The sequence below is a fragment of the Luteolibacter sp. LG18 genome (genome assembly GCF_036322585.1).
In the GTDB taxonomy this organism is placed as follows: Bacteria; Verrucomicrobiota; Verrucomicrobiia; order Verrucomicrobiales; family Akkermansiaceae; genus Luteolibacter.
The window spans coordinates 3,486,971-3,511,633 of sequence record NZ_AP024600.1 but is presented as its reverse complement, the minus strand read 5'-3'; the positions used below and the strand labels follow the sequence as shown (position 1 = coordinate 3,511,633).

The following is a 24,663-nucleotide window of genomic DNA, read 5'->3' as shown; positions in this document are numbered from 1 at the left end:
CAACCGTCCCCTCCCCCCACGGTGGACGACGGTTGCCGTTTTGTTTTTTCACCCGAACCCAAAAACACCCGAATGAAAACCCACCGCGGGCTCATCCCCGCCCTCCTTGCCACGCTCGTCGTGCTGTTAGGTTGTCTCCACCCTGCCCTCGCGTGGCAGCCGGACAACGGCAACGGCACCTACACCAATCCGCCGTTGTACGCGGACTACCCCGACCCGGACATCATCCGGGTAGGCAGCGACTTCTACCTGGTGTCCTCGACGTTCGCGAATTCCCCGGGCATCAACGTGCTGCACTCGCAGGACCTGGTGAACTGGGAGATCGCCTCGCACGTGGCGTCCACGCTGGACGGCGGCGACGCCTTCAACCTGGTCAACGGCGCCGCCTACCGCGGCGGGATGTGGGCCCCGAGCATCCGCTACCGGAACGGGACCTTCTACGTGGTGGTGAACCCGACGTATGCGAACGCGCGGGTTTACTACACCACGAACCTGGCAGGATCGTGGCAGTATTACCAGCTCGACCGGCCGGCCTACGATCCGGGGTTCTTCATCGATGACGATGGCACCGGCTACATCATCTGCGGCGGCGGCAACCAGACGCTCCTCAAGCTGAACTCCACCTATTCGCAGGTGGTCTCGCAGACGGACAACGTGCTGGCCTCGGGCGCGGAGGGATCGCACATGATCAAGCGTGGCGGCTACTACTACGTCTTCAACGCGAAGCCGTCGGTGTGGCCGTTCCAACTGCTGTGCTCGCGGGCGACGAACATCTACGGCCCCTACGAGACGATCGTGAACCTGACCGAGTCGCAGGGCGGTCACCAGGGGGCGATCGTCGACATGGCGGACGGCACCTGGCAGGGCTTCATCATGCGGGACTCCGGCGCGGTCGGCCGCATGACCTACATCAGCCCGGTGTATTGGGACAACAACTGGCCGGTGTGGGGCACGCCCGCCGCACCGAACCAAGTCCCGGCCACGGCGACGAAGCCGGTGGCGGGCAAGCCGCTGATGCAACCAGCGACGTCCGATGACTTCAGCAGCTCCACGCTTGGCCTCCAGTGGCTGTGGAACCACAACCCGGACAACACGCGCTGGTCGCTGACCGAGCGCAGCGGTTACCTGCGGTTGAAGCCGACCCAGGCCGCCGGTTTCTGGACGGCGCGGAACACCCTCACGCAAAAGGGCCAGGGCCCGCAGAGCCGAGGCGTGGTGAAGCTGGATCTCAGCCACCTGCAGGCCGGGGACATCTGCGGTTTCGGCACGCTGGGCATGCACAACGGTCATATTTACGTGACCACCGATGGCAGCGGCAACCGCTTCCTGAACATGGAGGTGGTCACCAACCTCGACGCCACGCTGGTGCCGGACACCCGGGTGACCTCGGTGCCCTTCAGCGGGACGACGCTCTACTTGCGCACGGACTTGGATTTCCAAACAAACCGCGCGGTCTGCTCCTACAGCGGGGACGGCACCACCTGGACCCAGCTCGGCGGCCAGTATGCGCTGGAGTGGGGCTGGGGTGGCTCGGGCACGTTCCAGGGCGACCAGTTCGCGATGTTCTGTTACAACCCGAACACCGCGTCGAGCAGCGGCTACGTGGACGTGGATTCATTCACCTTCACCGGCAGCGCGGAATTCCTCGGCGCGCAGCGCGGTCGGCCGAAGCTCAATCCGGCGGGCTCCACCTTCGTGGCGGACAACGGCCACCTGCTGCGCGGTCCCTTCGCCTCCACCGAGTGGGGCCCGGCCCCATCGTCCGGCCAGATCGAGGCGGTGAAGTATCTCGGCGCGAACGCCATCCACCTCTACGGCGAATGTTTCGACATCAACTATCCGGCCACCGGCAGCACCGCGCCGGGCTACGCAGTGGACCGCATCGACCAGATGGTGCAGATGACGCGGGACGCCGGTCTCTATCTGATCCTCACCATCGGCAACGGGGCGAACAACGGCGCGAACAACGCCCAGTATGCCCATGATTTCTGGGCCTTCTACGCGGCGCGTTACAAGAACGAGACGCACGTGATCTACGAGGTGCACAACGAGCCCTACGCGTGGGGCGCACCGTATTCGCAGGCGACGCTGAACATGGAGGTGGACGCCTACAACACGATCCGGGCGGCGGCGCCTGACACGCCGGTGCTGCTGTTCACCTTCGCGGTGCTCGGCGGCGGCGCGGAGGCCGTGGCGGACATCCAGACGGTGTCCACGGCGGCCAATGTCGACTGGACGAAAACGGCGGTGGGTTTCCATGGCTACGCCGGCAGCGCGACCACGACCAAGTCCCTGCAAACGATCCGGGCCGCGGGCTATCCGTGTTTCATGACCGAGTTCACCGGCATGCCGTGGGGCAACGGATCGCTCTGGTCGCAGGACGTGGAGCTCACCGCGAACCTGGAGCGGCTCGGCATATCGTGGCTGACCTTCCTGCCACTCGGCCAGGAGTTTCTGGAAACGGCGCGCTACCAGACACCGGTCGATCGCGCGGGGATCTCGTGGGTTCCCGACTTCGGCAGTTGGCCGAAGCTGCGCGGCGTGCATGGCAATGGCGGCGTGCCTCGGGCGACGCCCGGTTTCACCGGCAACACGCTGGTCGGCACCCTGCGGCTGGAGGCCGAGGAGTTCGACACCGGCGGCCAGGATGTCGGCTACCACGACGCGGACAACGGCACCCAATGGGGCGGCCAGTACCGCGCGGAGGGCGTGGACATCGAAGCGACCGCGGACACCGGCGGCGGATACGACATCGGCTGGACCAACAACGGCGAGTGGCTGGAATACACGGTGCTGGTCACCGAAGCCGGCGATTACAACCTCGGCCTGCGCGTGGCCAGCGTGACGACCTCGACGATGCAGGTCTCCGCGCGCGGCGTGGACGTGAGCGGCAGCATCGCGGTGCCGAACACCGGTGGCTGGCAAACGTGGAGCACGGTGAACAAGACGGTGCGCCTCAGCGCGGGCCAGCAGGTGATCCGCGTGAGCTTCACCGGCGCGGGCTTCAACCTGAACTGGATCGAATTCACGCCGTCGTCCACCGGTGCGATCGCCGATGGCACCTACAAGTTCCTGAACCGGGCCACCGGCAAGGCGCTGGAGGGCAACACCTCGGTGGGTGTGGTGCAGAATGCCTACACCGGTACGACCAGCCAACAGTGGACGCTCCAGCACCTCGGCGGTGGCGAGTACAAGATCACCGCGGCCTCCAACGGCTGGAGCTGGAATGGCGGCGGCAGCTTGAACGGCGACGCGGTCGGGTTCACCTGGTGGTGGGCCGCGGATGCGAACTGGCAGCGCTACCTGGTCACGCCCGGTGCGGACGGCTACTTCACCATCGCGCCCGCGGGCAGCGGCGTGCCGGTCGGCATTCCCGGCGGATCGACCGCGGATGGCGTGCAGGCACGGCTCCATGACGACTTCACCAGCCCGAACCAGCAATGGGCGGTGTTGGCCCCCGCGGCCACCGCGATTCCCGCCAACGTGAACGCGACGCAGGTTTCCTCGACCCAGGTGAGCCTGACGTGGTCGGCGGCTCCCGGCGCGACCAGTTACAACGTGAAGCGCTCGACCACCTCGGGCGGTCCCTACACGACCCTCGCCACCGGCGTGACCACCACCGGCTACACGGACACAACCGTGAGCAGCGGCACGACCTACTACTACGTCGTCACGGCGGTAGGCGCTGGAGGCGAGAGCCTGCCGAGCATGGAGGCCTCCGCGGCGCGATTGATCGCGCGGCTGAAGTTCGACGAAACCAGCAGCACCACCGCGGCGGATGCCACCGGCAACGGTTGGAACGGCACGCTGGTCAACGGCCCGATCTGGACGACCGGCACGATCGGCAACGCGGTGAACCTCGATGGCAGCAACGACCACGTCACCCTGCCCGCGGGGATCGCCAGCGGCGTCACCGACTTCAGCGCGGCGGCATGGATCTACCTCAACGGGTCCTCGGGCTGGATGCGCCTGCTGGACTTCGGCACCGGCACGACGAACTACATGTATCTGTCCCCCACCGGGCCGAACAACCGCCCGCGTTTCGCCATCACCACCGGCACGGGCGAGCAGGTCATCGAGGGCAACGCGGCGATTCCCACCGGCACCTGGACCCACGTGGCGGTGACCCTGAAGAACGGCAAGGGCAGCCTCTACATCAACGGCGAGGAAGCGGGCAACAACGGGGCCATCACGTTGACGCCCGCGATGCTGGGCACCACCACGCTGAATTACGTCGGACGGTCGCAGTATTCCGATCCCTACCTCAACGCGCGCGTCGATGACTTCCGGTTCTACGGCAACGCGCTGACTCCCGCCGATGTCCGCCACCTCACCGAACACCCACCGTTGCCGGATGCCCCGGCCAGCGTGGGCACCACCGCGGGGAACGCTCAGGTCGTCCTAACCTGGCCCGCGGTGACGGGGGCGACCGGCTACACGGTGCAGCGCGCGACCACCAGCGGTGGACCGTTCACGGTGATCGCCAGCGCGGTGCCGCGCACGACCTTCACCGATACCGCGGTGACGGAGGGCGTGGTGTATTACTACACGGTGGCGGCGGAGAATTCCACCGGCACCGGATCGCCATCGCTGGTCGCGGCGGGGAGTTGCCTGCTGCAACCTCGCCCGCTGTGGCTGAAGTTCGATGAGGGCAGCGGCACCACCGCGGCCGATACGTTCGGCAGCCTGTGGAACGGGACGCTGGTGAATGGCGCGGCGTGGAGCGCGGGGCGATCCGGTAACGCGGTGAACCTCGATGGCAGCGACGACCATGTGACGCTGCCGAACGGCGTGGTGGGCGGCCTCACCGACTTCACGATCTCGGTGTGGGTGAAACCGGACACGCTGGCCACGTGGTCACGCGTGTTCGATTTCGGCACCGGGACGAACAATTACCTGTTCCTGACGGCGGCCACACCCGGCGGCGTGCCGCGTTTCGCAATCCGCACTCCCTCCACCGGCGAGCAGATCCTCGATGGCGCGGCGGCCCTTTCCACCAGCGCGTGGACGCACCTCGCCATCACCCGCTCCGGCAACACCGGCACGCTGTATGTCAATGGCGTGGCGGTGGCCACCAACACCGGCATGACGCTCAGCCCGTCGAGCCTCGGCAACACCACCGCGAATTACCTCGGTAGGTCGCAGTGGGCCGATCCGTATTTCGACGGTGCGATCGATGAGTTCCGCGTCTATCCGCGGGCCTTCAGCGCCACCGAGGTCTTGGAAACCACCCAGGGCCTGCGCGCGCGGCTGGCCTTCGATGAAACCAGCGGCACCACCGCGTCGGACACCACCGGCAATGGCTGGAACGGGACGCTGGTCAATGGACCGGCGTGGATCGCGGGCAACAGTGGCAACGCGGTGAACCTCGATGGCAGCGACGACCACGTCACCCTGCCCGCGGGCGTGGTGAACGGACTCGGCGATTTCACGCTCGCCGCATGGGTGAAGCTCGATACCGGCTCCACCTGGGCGCGCGTGTTCGACATCGGCACCGGCACGAACAATTACCTGTTCCTCACCCCGAACGGACCCGCGGGCGCGCCGCGCTTCGCGATTCGCACGCCATCCACCGGCGAGCAGATCATCGACGGCAACGCCGCCATCGCCACCGGCACGTGGACCCACCTCGCGGTCACGCGCTCCGGCAACACCGGCACGCTGTATGTGAACGGCACCGCCGTGGGCACGAACACCGCCATGACACTCAGCCCGTCGAGCCTCGGCAACACCACCGCGAACTACCTCGGCAAGTCGCAGTGGCCCGATCCCTACCTTGATGGGGCGCTCGATGAGTTCCGGATCTACGGTACGGCCCTGAGCGCGTCCGCGGTGTCGGTGCTGTCCGGCCACGGGCCGCAGGCGGCGCTAGCGGCGCTACCCCCGGTGGCCATCAGTGCCCGAGAATTGCTCGCTCCAGGCTTGGCCCTTGCCAGCAGTCAGGCCGGGGTCACGATGAAGGACTCGGCTCCCGCGCACCACTACCAGCTCCAGTACAGCGGCGACCTCGCGGTCTGGCTGGATTACGGCAGCCCGGTGGCTGGCACCGGCGGCGACCTCACGCTCACCATGCCCGTCGATCCCGAGGCCCCGCAGCGGTTCTACCGGATCCGCGTGATTCCCTGAAAAGACGATGATTTCCCACGAGTGTGGGAAGCCCGGACCGCCATGGAGCTGGTAGGTTTGCTCCATGGCGGTTCTTTTTGTAGCGCGAAGCTTGGTTTCGTGTGCGGCGGGCGGCCCGATGGGGAAGGGGGACGCCCTTCATCGCCAAGGACTGCAACCCGCACGCGAAGCCAAGCTTCGCGCTACCTCTCCCCATGAAAGATCGCCCGCAAATTAAACGTTTTATTTTTCCTTGCGCCGACCGGCCAAAACACGGAATAGCCGTAGTCATCCCGGCTTCCGTTGGCGCGCCGTTCGATCCATGATGGCAGGGCGTCGACGTTCGTTCCGATTTTTTCAAACCCACGCATGAGCACCCCGAAACTCACCTTCATCGAGAAGGCCGGCTACAGCGCGGCGGACGCGGCTGCGAACTTCGTCTTCATGACGATGATCCTGTTCCAGCTCAACTTCTACACGGATGTGTTCGGGCTCACCGCCAGCGCGGCGGCCTCGGTGCTGCTGTGGCCGCGGCTGTGGGATGCCATTTTCGATCCGATCATGGGCGTGCTGGCGGACCGCACGAACACCCGCTGGGGGAAATTCCGGCCGTGGATCCTGTGGACCGCCGTGCCATGGGCCGTGGTCATGGTGCTGGCCTACACCACCCCGTCCGGCTGGAAGGCCGGTCCGCTGGTGGCCTACGCCGTCATCACCAACATGCTGCTGATGACGCTCTACTCGATGAACAACATGCCGTATTCGGCGCTCGGCGGCGTGATCACGGCGGACCTGAACGAGCGCGCGAAACTGAACTCGTTCCGCTTCATCGCGGTGAACATCGCCCAGTTCATCGTCGGCGGCTTCACGCTGCCGCTGGTGGCGCGGTTTTCGGAGGGCCATGACCGCCAGCACGGCTGGCAGGTCACGATGACGATCTGGGCGGTGGTGTGCCTGGTGTTGTTCCTGATCACCTTCTTCACCTCCCGCGAGCGCATCCAGCCGGTGGCGGAAACCCACACGCCGCCGAAGCAGGACTTCGTGGACCTGCTCAAGAACGGCCCGTGGCGGGTGATGGCGCTGATGACACTGGTCCACTTCGCCATCCTCTCGTTCCGCGGCGGCGCGCTCTACAACTACTACCACCAGTTCACGGACAAGGCGGCGATGTTCGACTTCCTCGCCCGCCTCGGCCTCACCGCGCCCGCGCTGGCGGAGGGCGCGCCGAAACCCGGCGGCCTGCTGGAATCGCTGGGCTACATCGTCCACGGCACCCGCGACAACCTCGCCGCCTCGAACATCGCCGACGTCTTCAACAGCCTCGCGAACATGATCGGCACGCTGACCATGATCCTCGGCATCCTGGCCTCCGCCTCCTTCGCACGCCGTTTCGGCAAGAAGGCGGTGGCCGTGGCCGGGTTCGCGCTCTCCGCCGTGAACGCCTTCGCGTTCTACCTGCTCAAGCCGGACCAGGTCACCGGCATGCTGGTGCTCACGGTGCTCGGTTCGCTGGTTTACGCGCCGACGGTCCCGCTGATCTGGGCGATCTTCGCGGACGTGGCGGACTACTCGGAACTGGTCACCGGCCGGCGTTTCACCGGCATGGTGTTCGCGACGATCGGCTTTTGCCTGAAGGCGGGGCTAGCGCTCGGCTCGGCCTCGTTCCTGTGGATCATGTCCGGCGTCTTCCACTACGACACGAAGCACCCGGAGGCCACGGACGCCGTGACCGGCTATCATGTGACCTCCACCCTGGCGGTCGGCGTGATGTTCACCCTCTGCACCGCGCTGCTGCTGGCCTACCGGCTGAACAAGCGCGCCACGCTGGAAATGGCCGACGAACTCGCGCGCCGCCGCGCAGACGCCGCGCCCGCCGCCGCCTGATCGCCCCTCCCCTTTCCCGAACCTCCCCATGAGAATCCACGTCGTCATGATGGCCGCCGCCGGGCTGGGCCTCTCCGCCATGCCCGCGCTCGCGCAGGCCACGCTCAAGGATGCCTTCAAGAACCGCCTGCTGGTGGGCGTGGCGGTCCGCCCGCACCAGTTCACGGGGGCCAATGCCACCCAGGCCGCGTTGATCGCGAACCAGTTCAACAGCATCACGCCCGAGAACGTGATGAAGTGGGACGCGCTCCAGCCACGGGAAAACGAGTTCCACTTCGAGCAGGCCGACCGCTACGTGGACTTCGGCACCCGCAACGGGATGTTCACCATCGGCCACACGCTGGTGTGGCACTCGCAGGTGCCGGGCTGGTTGTTCAAGGATGCGGCCGGCAATCCGGTGGACCGCGAGACGCTGCTGGCGCGGATGAAAAAGCACATCCAGACGGTGGTGGGCCGCTACAAGGGCCGCGTGAAAGGCTGGGACGTGGTCAACGAGGCACTGGAGGAGGACGGCACGTTGCGCCAGTCGCCGTGGCTCAAGATCATCGGCGAGGACTACCTCGCGAAGGCCTTCCAATTCGCCCACGAGGCCGATCCGGCGGCTCAGCTTTACTACAACGACTACGGCATCGAGGGCGGCAAGAAGCGCGACGGCGCGATCGCCCTGCTCAAGAAGCTCAAGGCCGCCGGAGTGCCGGTGACGGGCGTGGGAATCCAGGATCACGTGAGCCTCACCTGGCCGCCCGCCACCATGCTCGATGAAACCATCACCGCCTTCGGCCAGGCCGGGCTCAAGGTGATGATCACCGAGCTGGACGTGGATGTGCTGCCCGCGCGCGGCCACAACACCAGCGCCGATGTTTCCCGCAACGAGGCCGCCGACCCGGCGCTCAATCCCTACACCAACGGGCTGCCTGCCAACGTCCAGGAGGCGCTCGCCCGCCGCTACGCCGAGCTCTTCGCGGTGTATCTGAAACATCCCGGTGTGGTGACCCGCGTGACCCTCTGGGGACTGTGCGATGGCGAATCGTGGTTGAACGATTGGCCGATCCGGGGCCGCACCAGCCACCCGCTGTTGTTCGACCGCGCGTGCAAGCCGAAGCCCGCGTTCCAGGCGCTGGTGGCCCCCCGCCGCTGAGTCCCGGCACCGCCTTGCGGCAAACCCGATCATTAAACGTTCCATTCAAGCCATTTTTCGATTTCCATGATCTTCCCGAAGTTCCCCACCCACCGTCTCCTCCAGTCGCTCGCGTTGGCGCTGGTCATCGTGCCATTCACGCCACCGGTCTTGGCGGAAACCACCAAAGGCGGCGCGGTGGCCGGTTGGGCGGAGTTCACCTCGTTCGATTACGAGGGCAGCGATCCGGTCTTCGACCAGACCCCGCCGAAGCCCGGCGCGTTCCACAATCCGATCCTCACCGGCTTCTATCCGGACCCCAGCATCTGCCGCGCGGGCAAGGACTTCTACCTCATCAACTCCACCTTCTCCTACTACCCCGGCGTGCCGATCTTCCACAGCACCGATCTGGTGAACTGGAACCAGATCGGGCACATCCTCGATCGCCCGTCCCAGCTCGACGTGGACGGCCTGCCGGTGTCCTGCGGCATCTTCGCTCCCGCCATCCAGTATCACGACGGTCTCTTTTACATGATCACGACCAACGTGTACGGCATCGGCAACTTCTACGTCACCGCGAAGAACCCGGCGGGCCCGTGGTCCGAGCCGGTGAAGCTGCCGCTCGACGGCATCGACCCGTCCTTCTTCTTCGACGACGACGGCCGCGCCTACATCGTCCACAACGGCAACCCGCCGGACAAGAAGCCGCTCTACGACGGCCACCGCGCGATCTGGCTGTGGGAGTTCGACGCGAAAACCCAATCGGTGAAGAACGGCCGCATCGTGGTCAACGGCGGCGTCGACATCAGCAAGAAGCCCGCGTGGATCGAGGGCCCGCACCTCTTCAAGCGCAACGGCTGGTACTACCTCTGCGCCGCGGAAGGCGGCACCGGCCCGAACCATTCGCAGGTCATCCTCCGGACCAAATCCCTCGCCGAACCCTTCGTCCCCTTCCCTGGCAATCCGATCCTCACCCAGCGGGACATGGATCCGAATCGCCCGGACCCGGTGACCTGCCTCGGCCACGCCGATCTGGTGGAAACGCCGAATGGCGAATGGTGGGCGGTGTTCCTCGGTGTGCGGCCCTACGGGGGTGGCTACTCGAATCTCGGCCGCGAAACCTACCTGCTCCCCGTCACCTGGGAGAACGACTGGCCGATGATCTTGAAACCCGGCGTGCCGCTGCCGCGGAACGTGAAGCGCCCGAACCTTCCACCCTCCGCACCCGCGAAGACACCGCTCAATGGCAGTTTCTCCGTGCATGACGATTTCAACGGCAAGGAACTCGGCCAGCAGTGGTTCTTCCTGCGCACGCCGCGCGAGCCGTGGTGGTCGCTCACGGCGAAGCCCGGCTCGCTGATGATCGCGCCACGCCCGGTGGCGCTGCACTCGATCGACAAACCCGACCCGGCCGCGAACGGCAATCCGTCGTTCGTCGCGCGCCGCTTGCAGCACGTCCGCTACAGCGCCTCCACCACGCTGGTGCTGAACCCCGCCGCCACGGCTGGCGATGCCGGATTGGCCGCGCTGCAGAACGACACCAACTACTTCTTCCTCGGAGTGCACACCGAGCCCGGCAAGCCGCGCAGCGTCTTCCTCGAACAGCGCACCAAGAACACCTCCGCTGAAACGCTGGCCAGTGAAACCCTGCCGGAGAACGCGAAGGCGATCACCTTCCGCATGGAAGGCGATGGCAAGGACCAGACCTTCTCCTACCGCGTCACCAAAGACGGCGAGTGGAAGGTCCTGAAAGCGGGCGTGGACGGCAGCATCCTGAGCACCGGCTCCGCAGGCGGCTTCGTGGGAGCCACCCTGGGAATGTACGCGCGGAGCACGCGATGATCACGGGCGACATGCCACCAAACGAAAGCGGCTGCACCCGCGGAAGAAACCTTTAACTTCCGGAGCACAGCCGCAGTCCCGGGCCCACGAGGGCCGGTAGCATCGGGAGATCAGTTCGGCGTTACCACGAGGCGGACGAAGAGTTTACCCTGACCCGTGGGAAGCGTGTAGCTGAGCGTGGAGTCGGTGTTGGCGGTGAGGCTACCGGCGGGAACCGCTGTCCACGTCACCAGATCCGGCGACGTCTGGACCACGAACTGGGTGCCGTAGGCGGAGGCGGGAATGTTGCCGCCATTCGGCCAGGTGACCACGCCACCCACCACCGCGGGATTGACGGTGATGCCAGCCGCCGCGTTCAGGAAATACTCCACTCCGTTGCGAACCCCATCGCCATCGAAATCGAGGTCGGCGGCCTGTCCCCCGGCGTGGGTGGTGGCCCAGCCGGAGTAGCCCGCGCCAGCGATGGTCAGCACGAGGTTGTTGCCCTGGATCGCCACCGATCCGCCGGTGATGCCGGTGTAGTTCACCACCGTGTCCGCGAGAGTGCCGGTGATGCCGCCGGTGGCGGTGGCCAGGATGTAAGAGCCGGCCGCGGGGCTCGCGGTGGCGCTCAGGTCGAGGATATCCCCGGCGGCGCTCAGGTCGAGCGAGCCACCGATGAGACGCGTGACCTGGCCTCCGGAAGTGGCGGCCACGGCGAGGGCATGGTGGGCACCAGCACCGATGGTCACCGTGCCGCCGAGGTTGCCATTGCCCGCGAGGGTGGCCCCGGTGGAGACGGTGACGGCTCCGGTGGCGGTGGACTGGTTGCCGGTGATGGCAAGCGTGCCCGCCGAGACGGTGGTGGTGCCGGTGTAGGTGTTCGCGCCGGAAAGCGTCCACGTGCCGGAGCCGGTCTTGAGCACCGAGACATTGTTCGCGCCGCTGAGCGCGGAGCCGTTCGAAATCACGCCGGTGACCAGGTTGTCGGTGGTGGTGCCGGAGAGCCCGAGGGTCTGCGAGAAGTTGTTGAGCTGCTTCGAAACGTCACCCACCGTCACGTTCGCGGAGGTCGGATTGAGCGTGGTGGTCAGGACGCTGCCCGCGGAGAACCCGAGGTGGGGAATCGTGATGCGGCCCAGGCCGGAGGTGACATTGGCCCCGCTGGTGAAATTCAGCGTGCCACCGCCGAGGGCGGCCCCGGTGGCCGCGCTGGTCACCGTGTGGTTGATCCCTGCGCCGGGTGTCGCGCGACCGGAGATGATCTCCACCGCGGTCCCCGACCCCATGGCGAGCGAATAGGCGGTGCCATCGGCATCGCTGGCGAAGGCGAGCGAGGCGACATTGGTGCCGGACAGCGTGATCAGCGAGGCCAGGCCAAGTCCTTGGTTCGTAGCCAGGGTGAGACGTCCGCTGCTGAGGGTGACGGCGGTACCCGCGCCGGTGTTGTTGCCAGCGAGCACCAGCTCGCCCCCGGCCACGGTGGTGACGCCGGTGTAGGAGTTCACGCCGGAGAGCACCTGGGTGCCCGCGCCGCTCTTGTTGAAACCGAGCGGCCCGGTGCTGCCATTGGCCACACTGCCGGTGAAGGTGAACGATCCGCTGGCCGGATTGGTGAAGAACCAGCGTTCGACGGACGCACCATTGACGAGCGCGCCTCCGCCAGTGAGACCCGCCGCGGTGAAATCCCCGCTGGTGGCGACCACCGTGCCGGTGCGGTTGATCTGCAAGGTGCCGGCCGCGACGTTGAGCGCGCCGGTGACAAGGCTGCCACCGTTGCCGATGCCCACGCTGCCGACCTCCAGCTTGCCCGCGCCTTGTTTCACGAACCCCTGTGAAAGGGCGACCAGTTTGCCACCGGCGAGGGTGCCGCCGGAGATCGTCACCACGCGGTCGGAGCCGGTGCCGCCGATGTTGATCTGCGCGCTGCCGAGATCGAGATCATGCGTACCGGTGAAGGTGAAGTCGCCTTGCCACGCCTGCGCGTTGTTGGCGGTCATGACGATGGCGGCGGCGGACGTGTTGTCGAGCGTGCCGCCATTGAGGGTGAGCGCGCCGGTGCCGATGGCCGTGGTGCTGTTGAGATCGAGCGTGCCCGCCTCAAGGACGGTGCCGCCCGAGTAGGTGTTCGCGCCGGAGAGGGCGAGGCCGCCGGTTCCCTGCTTGGTCAGCTTGAAGCCGCTGCCGATCACGCCACCGAGGGTCAGCGTGCCGGAGCCATTGGCCGTGACGGTGGTGTCGGCGGTGAGGGTGACCGTGCCGGTGCCGAGGTTGAGCGACTGGGTTCCGCCGTAAACGATGGTTCCCGTGTTCCAAACCTGGGCATTGTTGGTGGTGAGGGTGATCGCGCCGCCACTGGTGTTGTCGATGGAGCCGCCATGCAGATCGAGGAGGCCGGTGCCGATGGCCGAGGCGTTGTTGATCGCCAGCAGGCCATCGTAGATCGTGGTGCCACCGGCGTAGGCGTTGCTGGTGTTCAGGATCACTCCGCCATCGCCGAATTTCTGGATCGAACCGGTGGCGATGCCGAAACCTCCGGGGCTGGAGAACGAGTAGTCCTTCCCGCTGGTGTTGAAGAACGCGATGCTGCTCGGACTGACATTGGCCGAGGTGATGGTGATGGCGGACGTCCCGGTCGCGCCATCATTGAAGACCACGCCATCGTTGTTCAGGAAATCGGTGGGAGTGCCTGCCGATTGCAGCGTCCAGTTCTTCGGCGCGGCCAAGGTGGCGGTGCTCCACTCGCCGCTCACCGCTCCGCTCCAGACGGCGATATCCCCGGTGATGGCGAGGCGGATGGCGGCTCCGGTGTCGGAGAGCGTGGCGACCTGGCGCGCTCCGAGGCCGCCGATGGTTCCCTTCGCGATCTGCGGGAAACCGGCACCGCCGAGCAGTCCGTAGCTGATGAGATCGTAGGTGCTGCCGGTGTTCCAGGATGGAGCGCTGGCATTGATCGTCACCGTGCCCGCGGCATTCGTCGTCATCGCGTCCACCATGAGCGCGGGCGCGTTCGCGGCGACATTGAGATTGAGCGTCGCGGCCCCGCTGAAGGCCAGCGTGCCGATGGAAAGCGTGGCGTTTCCGCCGTTGCCGTTGGCCACCACGTTGGAGGCGGAACCGGCGACCGTGAGGCTGTTGATGCGGGAAGTGCCATCGACACTGCCGCTGGTGAGGGTCACCGGCGCGGCCATCGCAATGGAACTGGTCTGCACCAGCTTGGCCGTGGCGCCATTGACGGTCACGCCGCTGCTGCTGTCGACATCGCCGCTGCCGCTGAGAACCAAAGTGCCACCGGTGACCGAGGTCGCTCCCGTGAAGGAATTGTCGCCCGCGAGATCCGTGGTGCCCGCGCTGACGGCCAGCGACGAGGTGCCGGCGATCACGCCGGTCGAGGACTCGGTCAACGCGGCGGCGGACGAGATGGCCGTGCCACCGGCGGAGCCAAGCGTGCCGGTCAACTGGAGCGTGCCGGCATTGACGGTGGTGCCACCGGTGAAGGTGCTGGTGCCGGAGAGGGTGAGCTTGCCGCTGCCGTTCTTCGTCAGGCCGCCACCGGTGGAGACCGTGTCGGTTAGCAGGGCCTGGCCGATGGTGATGTCGAAGCCGTTCGAATCGATCACCGCGCCGCCGGATTTCACGAAGGCATTGGTGAGGCCGGTCATGAAGGTGGTGCTCGCGGCGGCGGCCTTGAGCGTGCCGCCGTGGAAATTGAACGTGCCGGTGCCGGTGCCCTTCGTGACCAAGGTGGTGGCGAGCGTTCCGCCGTTCAGGTTCAGCGTGCCGGTGCCGCCGAGGCTGCCCAGGCGGGTGCCGGTGGTGGTGTTGGTGGCGCTCACCGTACCGCCGCTGAGGGTCACGGTGGCGGTGCCGCTGTTGCCGATGAGAAACTCCTTGCCGGTGGCAATGGTCACGGTGCCGCCGCTGACATTGAGATTGCCCTGCGAACCCGAGTTCACCGCGAGGATGAGCGGCTTACCCGCCTCGGTGGTGGCGACGTTCATGGCACCGCCCGACACGTTCATCGTGCCGACACTGCCGCTGATGTAGCCGAGGACCACCGCGCTGTAGGCATTGACGGTGCCGTTCTCGAGATTGAACGTGCCCGCGCCGCGGACGCCGACCTGGAGTTCATCGGCATTGGAATCCCCCACGGCCACCGTGCCGCTGGTGTTCACGTTCACCGTGCCGGTCGCGCCGAGCGTGCGGGCGACGAGGAAGATGCCCTTCGACGAAACGCTGCCTGCACCCTGGCCGAAACCGGTGAGGCCGGTGCCGGTCACCGAGGTGTCGGCGATGTTGAGAGTGGCCACCGACGCGGCGTCCGGCGCGACGATGAACGAGCCCGCGGTGTTGCTGGTGTTCGTGGAGTTCGACGTCAGGCTGCCGCCGGTGATGTCGAGGCGGCTCGGATTTCCGCTGAACGAGGCGACGTAGATGTCACTGCCGTTCTGGGCACCGGTCGAGAGCACCGGATAGTTCGCCGCCGTGGTGGTATTGATGAAAATCGACGTGCCGGTGCCGGGCAGGGCATTGGTGTCCCAGTTCCCGGTGGTGGTCCAGGCGTGGAGGTCGGGCGCGGTGTCGCCCTGCCAGGTGATGGCCCGCGCGGCCTGAGTGGCCAGGAAGCTGATGGCGATCGAGGTGAGGAACCGGGACGTTCTGAACTTGGGTTTCATGTGTTTCTTCGGGGGCAATGACTCGGGAGAGGGGCAGTGGATTTCCCCTGCACGCCTAAGGCGGAAGGACCGGAAAAATCCCGACACGCGATCGCGATTTTTTTTTCGATATTTTGAAATCCGTCCCCCATGCGCCCGCGGGGCACGGCCTTCGCGCGCTTAGTAAGCGACGATGCGGTAGAAGCGGCGGGAGACGGTGGCGGCGTTCGGGTCGACGATCTGGATCGGGCCGCCGGTTCCCACGAGATGGATGCGCAGGACCGACCACACCCCGGCGTTCAGGTCATCGGTGTATTCCACGTCATAGGTCTTGCCGCTGACGGAGGTAAACGTGACCTGCATGCCCGGCTGGCCGGACTGGACGCGGCTCACGCGCAGGACACTGTCCGCGTTGGTGGGATCGGTGCCGGAGATGAACTCCTGGAGGTTCACCATCCCGTCGCCATCGGCATCCATGGCGTCGGCGGCGATTCCGGAGTCCGAGGTGACATTGAAATACTGGAGCCGCCACTTCTGGAGCGCGGTGAGCGGGGCGGGCATGTAGAAGGTGCTGAAGGAATGGGCCGGCAGGGTGACGACATCGGACTGGCGGCCATCGATATTCAGCGTCACCTGGAACGAGGATCCGGCGCTGTTTCCCATGACGACCACCACGCTGCCGTCCGGATTGACGAAGGCGATCTTGTCGCCCCACGAGCTGTAGGAGGACACCAGCCGGGCACCGGGCTGGATGTAGAACGAGAAGTGTTTGTAGAGGTAATAGAACGGCGTGTAGGTCACCGCCTTGGTGCTGGAGTTCACCACGATGGGTGAACACTGGGCCCAGCCGCCGGTGCTGAGGCCGGTTTCATCGAGCACCAGGTTCCACAGCATGTGGGAACTGGCACCGGCGGTGAACCACTTCTTCGCGAGCTGGTACTGATACTCCGCGTAGGTCCAGTCGTTGGTGTTGGTGGTCATCGAGTTCGGGTGGTTGCACTCCGTCTCGGTCTGCATCAGCTTCAGGTTCGGCAGCACCATGCGCGTTTCGTTCATGGTGCCATCCGCGCTCCACTGGCAGCCTATGCCGCTGATGTAGGGGCGGGTCTGCGGGTCCTGCATCGAGGGCGCGACCCAGTAGGAATAGCCGCCGCGGCTGGTCTCGTTGTAGGTGCCGAGGAAGATCTTCGTGTCCAGCCCGGCATTCGCCAGCGCGGGGCCGAGGTGGTAGCCGATGAACTTCGAGAACTGCACGCCGGTCCAGGAACAGGTCGGGTAGTTGTTGGTGATGTTCGGCTCGTTCTGCGGCATCACCATGGCGACCTCGACGCCTTCGGCTTCGTAAGCCTGGAGGTATTTCGTGAAGTACTTGGCGAGCGCGGCGAGGGTCTGGTCGTCGTCCTTGATGTTGCCGCCGTTGATGAGGCTGTTGTTGCTCTTCATCCACGAGGGCGGGCTCCATGGCACGGCCCAGAGGTAAAGGTCCGGGCGCAGGGCGAGCGCCGCCTTGATGTAGGGCAGGAGCCGCTGCTGGTCGCGGGCGATGCTGAAGTTCGCCATCGCGTAGTCGCCCGCGGTCTCATTGAGCGAGTAGGGAGAGATCGCGTAATCGCTGGCCCCGATGGGCGTTCGGGCGAGATTGAGCTTCAACCCGGTCTGCGGGTCGAAGAGCGCGCGCATCACGGTGTCCCGGTCGGCGGCGGAGAGAACCTCCATCGCCTTCCAGCCGCGTTCATTGAAACAGCCGCCCCAGCCATCGATGGTCTGGGAGGTCTGCGCGGAATTGACGAACACGCGGAAGACGGAGGTGGAAGTCGGCAGCGGCACGGTGGAGCCCAGCGCCACGGCGGGCTGGTCGGTCCACGGGGCGGCCTGGGTGCTGCGTTTCCACTGGAGGGAATCCTGCGCGTGGAGGGACGCGGCGGCCAGGACGGCGATCGCGGAAACCGCGGCCGGAATGCGAAGACAATGGAGGGACATGGGGTTTTCGGAAGGCGGCCGATGAGCCGCCATCCGCCTAAGGCGCAATTTTTCCCCGCACCCCGACATGGCCCCGCGGATTTTTTTCCGCGAGGGCCCGCTACGGGTTCCCTACCACGCTCTCAGCCTCCGAAAGCAGCACCGCGGCATTCAGCCAATCGAACCAGTAGGCGGAGGATTTCTCGGTCAGCCAGCGCTTGCCGGTGAGAGCGGCCTGGACCTTCCCCCGCCCGTCCGCCAACGCGGCGCGGGCGCTTTCCGTGCGTCCGGCGCGCTTCTCGATCATCGCGGAAACCACGAGCACGCTGGCGGCACGGGCCTCGTTCTGGTTCGACGAGCTCAGGCAGCGTTTCCCCCACGCGGTGGCGGTGGCGAGGTCTCCGGATCGGTAGTACCAGAGCGACATCGCGAAGGTCGACCACGCGGAATTGTGGTTGTTGGGAGCGGGCGGTTTCGCCGGAATCGCGCGTTCGACGCTGGCGGCGAGCGGGGCGAGCGCGCGCAGCGTATCCGGATCGGGAGGACGCAGGATGCAGGATTTCAACACCTGCTCCGCGACCACGGCGTTCGAGGTGGCCCCGAAACGCTTGATCGCCAGCGCGCGGATCTCCTCATACGCCTGCGGGGGCTGGGTGTAGGCCACGGTCGCGGCCACTGGCAGCAGTTCGAACGATACGCTGGGCAGGTCGGCGTCATCCACGCTGGAGATCGCGCGGGCCATCGAGGCGAAACGCAGGGCGGCCTCGTTCAGACGCTCCGCCTGCACATGCCAGTTCGCCACGGTGCCGAAATCACTGGCCGCCTCCAGCGAGGAAGGCGTCTCATGGACGGGGATCTCGGCCAGGATGCGGTCGGCGGCGGCGAGGTCGCCATACTTGATCTTCACCGCGGCCTGGGCGATGCGCTCACGGAACTCCGCCACCTGGCGCAGACGCGCCTGCTCCTGCCGGGCGTGGCGTTCCCGGTAGTACATCCAGGTGGAGGTGCCGAAACCCGCGAGCAAGGCCAGCACCACCACCGAACCGGCGGCGAAGGTCAGCTTGTTCCGCCGCAGCAGCTTGCCGAGACGGTAAAGGCGGAGCGGCGGCCGGGCGATCACCGGCTCATCGTGGAAGAACCGCTCGACGTCCATGGCCACGCCGGTGGCGGTCTCGTAGCGGCGCGTGCGATCCTTTTCGATCGCCTTCGCCACGATCCAATCGAGGTCACCGGCGAGATCGGACTCCAACCCGGCCACGGTGGTGCCGCGGTTCGCGGCGACCAAGGCTCGCTCGTCCGATGGCATGGACTTGAAAGCCGCGCCGGGCCACTTCGGTTTCTCCTCGCGGATCGTGCGCCGCACCTCGTCCGCCGGACATTCGGTGCAGCGCAGAGCATCGAAGGGCGTGCGACCGCAGAGGAGTTCATAAAGCAACACGCCGAGGCCGTAGACATCGCTGCGGGTGTCCACATCCAGGCTTCCCTCCGCCTGCTCCGGACTCATGTAGGCGGGAGTGCCGACGAAATGGCCGCCGGGCGCGGCGATCTCACGGTGGCCCTCGGTGGCGGCGGTGGCCTTGGCGATGCCGAAGTCGATCACCTTCGGCGTGGCGACGCCGTCATCCCAGCGCACGAGCACGTTCGATGGCTTGATGTCGCGGTGGATCACGCCCTTCTGGTGGGCATGCTGGATGGCACGGCAGACCTGGGTGAACAACTCCAGCCGCTGGCGGATGGAAAGCCGGTTCGCGTCGCAGAACTCGGTGATCTTCTCGCCATCCACCAGCTCCATCACGAAATACGGGCGGCCCGCGGCGGTGGCTCCGGCGTCCAACACTTTCGCGATGTTGGGATGATCCATCATCGCCAGCGCCTGGCGTTCCATGTCGAAGCTCGCGATGACGGACTCGGTGTCCATGCCGATCTTGATGATCTTCAGCGCCACGTTACGCTGTACCGGCTCCTGCTGGCGGGCGAAGTAGACGACCCCGTAGCCGCCATCGCCGAGCCGCTCGATCAACCGGTATCGGCCGATGTGCGCGCCCAGTCCCTCTTCCACCGGAACCCCGCCGGGATCGGGCTCCACCTCCGGCTGGAGTTCGAAGAAAGTGTCCGCCGAGGTGAGCACCGTGAACAGGCGCTCGAGCCGCCGCCGCAACGCCGGTTCCTCCCGGCAGGCGTGGTCCAGAAACCGCTCCCGCTCCTCCGGGGTGAGACCGGAGGCCGCGGCGAAATACAGTTTCTCGATCGACGGATTCATGCGCATCGGCCCGGTGGAAACACTCAGTCTCCCGGAATCTCGCCCTCCGTTTCCTCCGTGATCATGTCGAACAAGCGCGCCTTCGCATAAGCCCACTGGCGCTCGATCGTGCGCTCGGTGACGCCGTGCATGCGGGCGATCTCCTGGTTGGTGAGGCCACCGAAGAACTTCAGCGAAATCAGGCGCGCGCTCTCCGGATCCTCCTCCTCGAGCCGGGTGAGCATTTCATCCACCAGCAGCACCCGCTCGCTCATGGGGGCCTCCGCCAGGTCGAGGTGGTGGAGCGCCACCATCTTCGGCTTTTCGCCGCGCTTCTGGGCGAGCTTCGCACGGGCGCGGTCGACGAGGATCAGCCGCATCGCCTTGGCCGCAGCGCGGAAGAACTGCGCGCGATCGCCCCACGAGCGGTCGCTGTCCTTTCCCAGACGCAACCACGCCTCGTGGACCAGCGCAGTGGGTTGCAGGGTTTGGCCGGGAGCTTCCCGCGACAAGTAACCACCGGCCAGCATCCGCAACTCGTCGTATAACAACGGCAACAGCTCGGCGGCGACCTGCTGGTCGTTCGCCGTGGCTTTCTCTAGGATTTCCCGGATGTCATTCATGATCACCGGGAAAGGACGGGGGCCGGAATCCGCATGGTGGAAGAGTAGGCCCACTCCGGAGTTTCGGAAAGCTTTTGCGCATCCGCCGCCGGGCCGGGACCATGCGGATTCACCGCGAATCCCCCGCGCTCTTCCCAAATTCCACACCGCCGGAACCGCGAAGTCGCTCCTCCCCTCTCCTCGATCGAAACCAAGGGGAGGAGCTCTGTCGCTTTACCCGGGAAATCGGATAGCCTGCACGCCGGGCGTCAGGCGAAAATATCGGTGGCCACCTTGCCCGCCACATCGGTGAGGCGGAAATCGCGACCGCCGTACGGATACGTCAGCTCCTCGTGATCGAGGCCCATCAGCGCGAGCAACGTGGCGTGGAGGTCATTGGTGTGCATGCGGCCTTCCACCGCCCTCACACCGAACTCGTCGGTCGCGCCATGGGTGTAGCCCGCCTTCACGCCGCCGCCGGCGAGGAACATCGAGTAGCCGGTGATGTTGTGGTCGCGTCCGTCGTTGCCCTGCGCGGTCGGCTGGCGGCCGAACTCGGAACCGAAGAGCACCAGCGTGTCCTCCAGCAGCCCGCGCTGGTCGAGATCGGTGAGCAGCGCGGCGGTGGCCTGGTCGACATTGCCGCAACGTTCGATGAGCCCCTTGTGCAGGTTGTTGTGGTGGTCCCATCCCGGCTGGCAGATCTCGACGAAGCGCACACCGGCCTCGGTGAGACGGCGGGCCATGAGGCACTGGCGGGCGAAGGCCCCGGCCGGGCCGTCCTTCACACCGTAGGCCTCGCGGACGTGCTGCGGTTCCTTCGAGATGTCGAGCAGCGCGGGCACCTTGTCCTGCATGCGGAAACCCAGCTCGTAGGACGCGATGATGCCATCCACCGGATCGGGCGCGCCCGGCCGTGCGCCGAGATCGCGGTTCATCGATTGCAGCAGGTCGAGCTGGCGGCGCTGCTGCGTGGCCTGCGACGAGGCCTTCAGGTTCGCGAGGAAACCTTGGTCGGTGATGCGGGTGCCTTGGAAGTGAGCGGGCAAGAAGGCGCTGCCGTAGTTCACCGCGCCGCCGAAGTTCGGCGAGGGATTGATGGTGATGTAGCCGGGCAGGTCCTGGTTGTCCGTGCCGAGTCCGTAGAGCAGCCACGCGCCCATGCTGGGCCGGGTGAGCGCGGCGTTCGCGCTGCCGGTGTGGAGCTGGACGACGGCCTGCGGGTGCGCGGGGGTGTCGGTGTGGAGGCCGCGCAGCCAGCAGAACTTGTCGGCGTGGGTGGCGATGTTCGGCAGCAGTTCGGAGAACCACGAGCCGCTTTCTCCGTATTGCTTGAAGGCGAACTTCGAGGCGGTGACACGACCGCCGCCGGGCCCGGTCTTGCCGTCGTTCTTCTGGACCTCGGGCTTGTATTCGAAGGTGTCGATGCCGGACATCGCGCCCTCCATGAAGATGAAGATGATGCGTTTCGCGCGGGCCTTGAAGCGCGGGATCTTCGGCACCAGCGGATTGACGGCGGAGTCCGCGAACGCGGGCTTGCCGAGCAGCCCGGCGAGCGCGAGGTAGCCGAAGCCGGCACCGGCGGACTTGAGGATGGAGCGCCGCGACGGCCGCAGGAAGGAAGGATCGGACATAGGGATGATGAGTGGGTGGGTTTAGCGGATGAAGCGGAACTCGGCGGATGCGTAGAGCGCCTGGACGAGGGCCAGCCACGAGGCGGTGGTGCCATCGGAGGCGGCCACGGTCTTCTGGATGGCGGTCAGGTCATTGCGCGGCATGTCATCGGGATTCACGGTCTGGTCGGCCCCGGTGTTGTTGCCGTCGGTGGTGGTATTGGCCGCGAGCATCTCGGGCTTCGGGCCTTCCTCGATCCCGCCCGGTTGCCAACCGGCGGCGTAGTCCGCGAGGAACCCGTTGGCGCGGGCGATCTCGGTGGCCGTGGCCGGTCGGCCGAGGATATGCAGGTAGAGCTCGCCGATCTTCGACTCCGCCGAGGACAGCGGCCCCTCGTTCAGCTTGCGGGCGAAGGCCAGCGCCTGCTCGCGGACGAACGGGGAATTCAGGAAGAACAGCGCCTGGGTCGGCACGGTGGTCGCCTCGCGCTGGCCGGTGACGAGCGTCTGCGAGACCGGATCGAAGGCCTCCAGCGACTTCGGCACCAAGCCGCGGAGCAGGGGCAGGTAAACGCTGCGGGCCAGCGAGCGGTCGGCCTGATCATAGACACCCTTCGCCTCCGCGCCGTTGTCGCGCAGCTCCACCATGCGGAGCTTCTTCACCGCGGGCGCTTCGGACGGCGTCTGCTGGAGACGACCACTTGAAGCGAGGATCGCATCCCGGATCTCCTCGGTATCCATCCGCCGCGGCGAGTGACGCCACACGAAACGGTTTCCCGGGTCCTTCAGGCGATGGTCTTCCGGGGCATCCGAACCGAGCTGATAGGCGTGGCTGAGCACCAGTTCACGGACCAGTTTCTTCAACGACCAGCCTTCGGCGACGAAGCGGTTCGCGAGGTAATCGAGCAACTCGGGATGCGAGGGCGTGTCGCCGGTGACGCCGAAATTGTCCGCCGTGACCACGAGGCCGCGGCCGAAGAGGTGGAGCCAGGCGCGGTTCACCAGCACCCGCGGCGTGAGCGGATTGGCGGGGCTGGTGAGCCAGTTCGCGAGCTCGAGGCGGCCGCTGTGGGCAGGATCGATGGCGGAGGCGCCGGGCACCTCGAAGGTGGTGAGGAACCCGCGCGGCACCGCCGGGCCGAGGCGCTCGGCCTCGCCGCGGATGCGCACCTGGGTATCCGCGATCACCGAGGCCTCGCGGACACCGTGGACCGCCTCGCCGCGCGCGGCGGGATCGGTGAGAGCCAGCAAGTCGCCCTGCAGGCGCTCGTATTTCACGCGGAAGGCACGCTGGGCGGGCTGGCCGTTCGGGCCGCGCTTCAGCCCCTCGGGCGTGCCGCGGATCTCGTCCCACTCCTTCTTCGCGGCCTCCACCTTGGCCTCCAACTCGGCGACCTGGTCGGCGGGCGGTGGCGGGGTGTTGGTCGAAAGGCGGACCAAATTCTTAGGGTCATAGTAATCCAATCCCCCGCCGCCCATCTTGTTGCGCACGCCCGCGCCATCGTCGGTGCTGGTGAAGATGCCGGCGAGCGAGTAGTAATCGGTGGTCGGGATGGGATCGAACTTGTGGTCGTGGCAGCGGGCGCAGCTCACGGTGAGCGCGAGCACCGAGCGGCTGACGGTGTCGATCTTCTCGTCGACATTGTCCATCTGGAAGCGGACCTTGAACCGCTGGTTCACGTCCTTCACGCCGAGCGCGAGGAAACCGGTGGCGGTCAGCAAGCGGTCCTTCTCGGCGTCTCCGGACGCGGGCAGCAGGTCACCGGCGACCTGCTCCTGGATGAAGCGATCGAACGGCACATCGCGGTTCACCGCGTCCAACACGTAGTCGCGGTACTTCCACGCGTGCGGATACGGGATGTTCCGCGAGGGTCCGGTCGATTCGCCGTAGCGGGCGACATCGAGCCAATGGCGGCCCCAGCGTTCCCCGAACGCGGACGAGGCCAGCAGGCGGTCCACCTCCTTCTCGTAGGCGGCGGGAGAAGAATCGGACTGGAACGCGGCGATGGTTTCCGGCGACGGCGGCAGGCCGGTGAGGTCGAAGGTCAGGCGGCGGATCAGGGTGACGGGATCGGCGTCCGCGACCGGCGGCAGGTTTTCGGACTCCAGCTTCGCGAGCACGAAGCGGTCGACATCCCCCTTCGCCCAATCGGCACGCTTCGGAGACGGCACCTGCGGATGCGCGAGCGGCTGCCAGGACCAGTGGCTCTTCTTCAATCCCTCGTATTTCTCGGTGACCCGGCCGATGCTGGCGGGGATCTTTTCAGGCGGCCAGGCCGCGCCCTTCGCGATCCAGATCTTGAGATCCTCGATCTTGTCGGCGCTGAGCGGATCGCTCTCGCGCGGCATCCGCAGGCGCTCCTGGGGATGGACGAGGCGCTGCACCAGCAGGCTCTTCTCCGGATCACCGGGCACGATCGCCGGGCCGGTCTTGCCGCCGGTCAACAGGCCATTGAGATCATCCACGCGCAGATCGCCCGCGGCCTTGGTGTCCGCCGCGTGGCAGCCATAGCAGCTTTCCGAAAGGATCGGACGGATCTTCTTCTCGAAGAACTCGAGCTCCGCCGGATCGGGAGCCGACGCGGACAGCGAGGACGTGAGCAGCGCGAAGGATGGAAGGAAACGGAACCACATGGGCGGAATGAAATCGGGGATCGAAGAGAAAAGG

At 66.4% G+C, this 24,663-nt stretch carries 10 protein-coding genes; 4 read left to right on the top strand and 6 right to left on the bottom strand.

Annotated features, from left to right (window positions below; genetic code table 11):
- The first annotated feature begins 72 nt into the window (after positions 1-72).
- From llg_RS14040 to llg_RS14025, 4 genes are all read left to right on the top strand, one after another.
- Positions 73-6,126 (top strand): LamG-like jellyroll fold domain-containing protein, encoded by a 6,054-nt coding sequence (locus llg_RS14040; protein WP_338285305.1) that lies wholly within the window; start codon positions 73-75, stop codon positions 6,124-6,126.
- A 348-nt stretch (positions 6,127-6,474) separates the two neighbouring features.
- A complete protein-coding gene (locus llg_RS14035) occupies positions 6,475-7,989 on the top strand; it encodes a glycoside-pentoside-hexuronide (GPH):cation symporter (protein ID WP_338285304.1) in 1,515 nt (504 codons plus the stop codon).
- A 28-nt stretch (positions 7,990-8,017) separates the two neighbouring features.
- Positions 8,018-9,127: an endo-1,4-beta-xylanase gene (locus llg_RS14030; RefSeq protein WP_338285303.1), complete on the top strand. Its 1,110-nt coding sequence runs from the start codon at positions 8,018-8,020 to the stop codon at positions 9,125-9,127.
- Positions 9,128-9,193: 66 nt separating this feature from the next.
- Positions 9,194-10,948, top strand: coding sequence for a glycoside hydrolase family 43 protein (locus llg_RS14025; protein WP_338285302.1), 1,755 nt, complete (start codon positions 9,194-9,196; stop codon positions 10,946-10,948).
- Positions 10,949-11,058: 110 nt separating this feature from the next.
- Here the strand turns inward: llg_RS14025 and llg_RS14020 are convergent, their stop codons facing one another.
- The 6 genes from llg_RS14020 to llg_RS13995 form a co-directional block, all read right to left on the bottom strand.
- Positions 11,059-15,603, bottom strand: coding sequence for an autotransporter-associated beta strand repeat-containing protein (locus tag llg_RS14020; protein ID WP_338285301.1), 4,545 nt, complete (start codon positions 15,601-15,603; stop codon positions 11,059-11,061).
- A 159-nt stretch (positions 15,604-15,762) separates the two neighbouring features.
- Positions 15,763-17,562: a glycoside hydrolase family 30 protein gene (locus llg_RS14015; protein ID WP_338285300.1), complete on the bottom strand. Its 1,800-nt coding sequence runs from the start codon at positions 17,560-17,562 to the stop codon at positions 15,763-15,765.
- Positions 17,563-17,662: 100 nt separating this feature from the next.
- Positions 17,663-19,801 (bottom strand): serine/threonine-protein kinase, encoded by a 2,139-nt coding sequence (locus llg_RS14010; protein ID WP_338285299.1) that lies wholly within the window; start codon positions 19,799-19,801, stop codon positions 17,663-17,665.
- Positions 19,802-19,824: 23 nt separating this feature from the next.
- A complete protein-coding gene (locus llg_RS14005) occupies positions 19,825-20,403 on the bottom strand; it encodes an ECF-type sigma factor (RefSeq protein WP_338285298.1) in 579 nt (192 codons plus the stop codon).
- A 248-nt stretch (positions 20,404-20,651) separates the two neighbouring features.
- Complete coding sequence (locus llg_RS14000; protein ID WP_338285297.1) at positions 20,652-22,016, bottom strand: DUF1501 domain-containing protein; 1,365 nt, start codon at positions 22,014-22,016, stop codon at positions 20,652-20,654.
- Between the two features lie 21 nt (positions 22,017-22,037).
- Positions 22,038-24,629 (bottom strand): PSD1 and planctomycete cytochrome C domain-containing protein, encoded by a 2,592-nt coding sequence (locus llg_RS13995; RefSeq protein WP_338285296.1) that lies wholly within the window; start codon positions 24,627-24,629, stop codon positions 22,038-22,040.
- Positions 24,630-24,663: the final 34 nt, after the last annotated feature.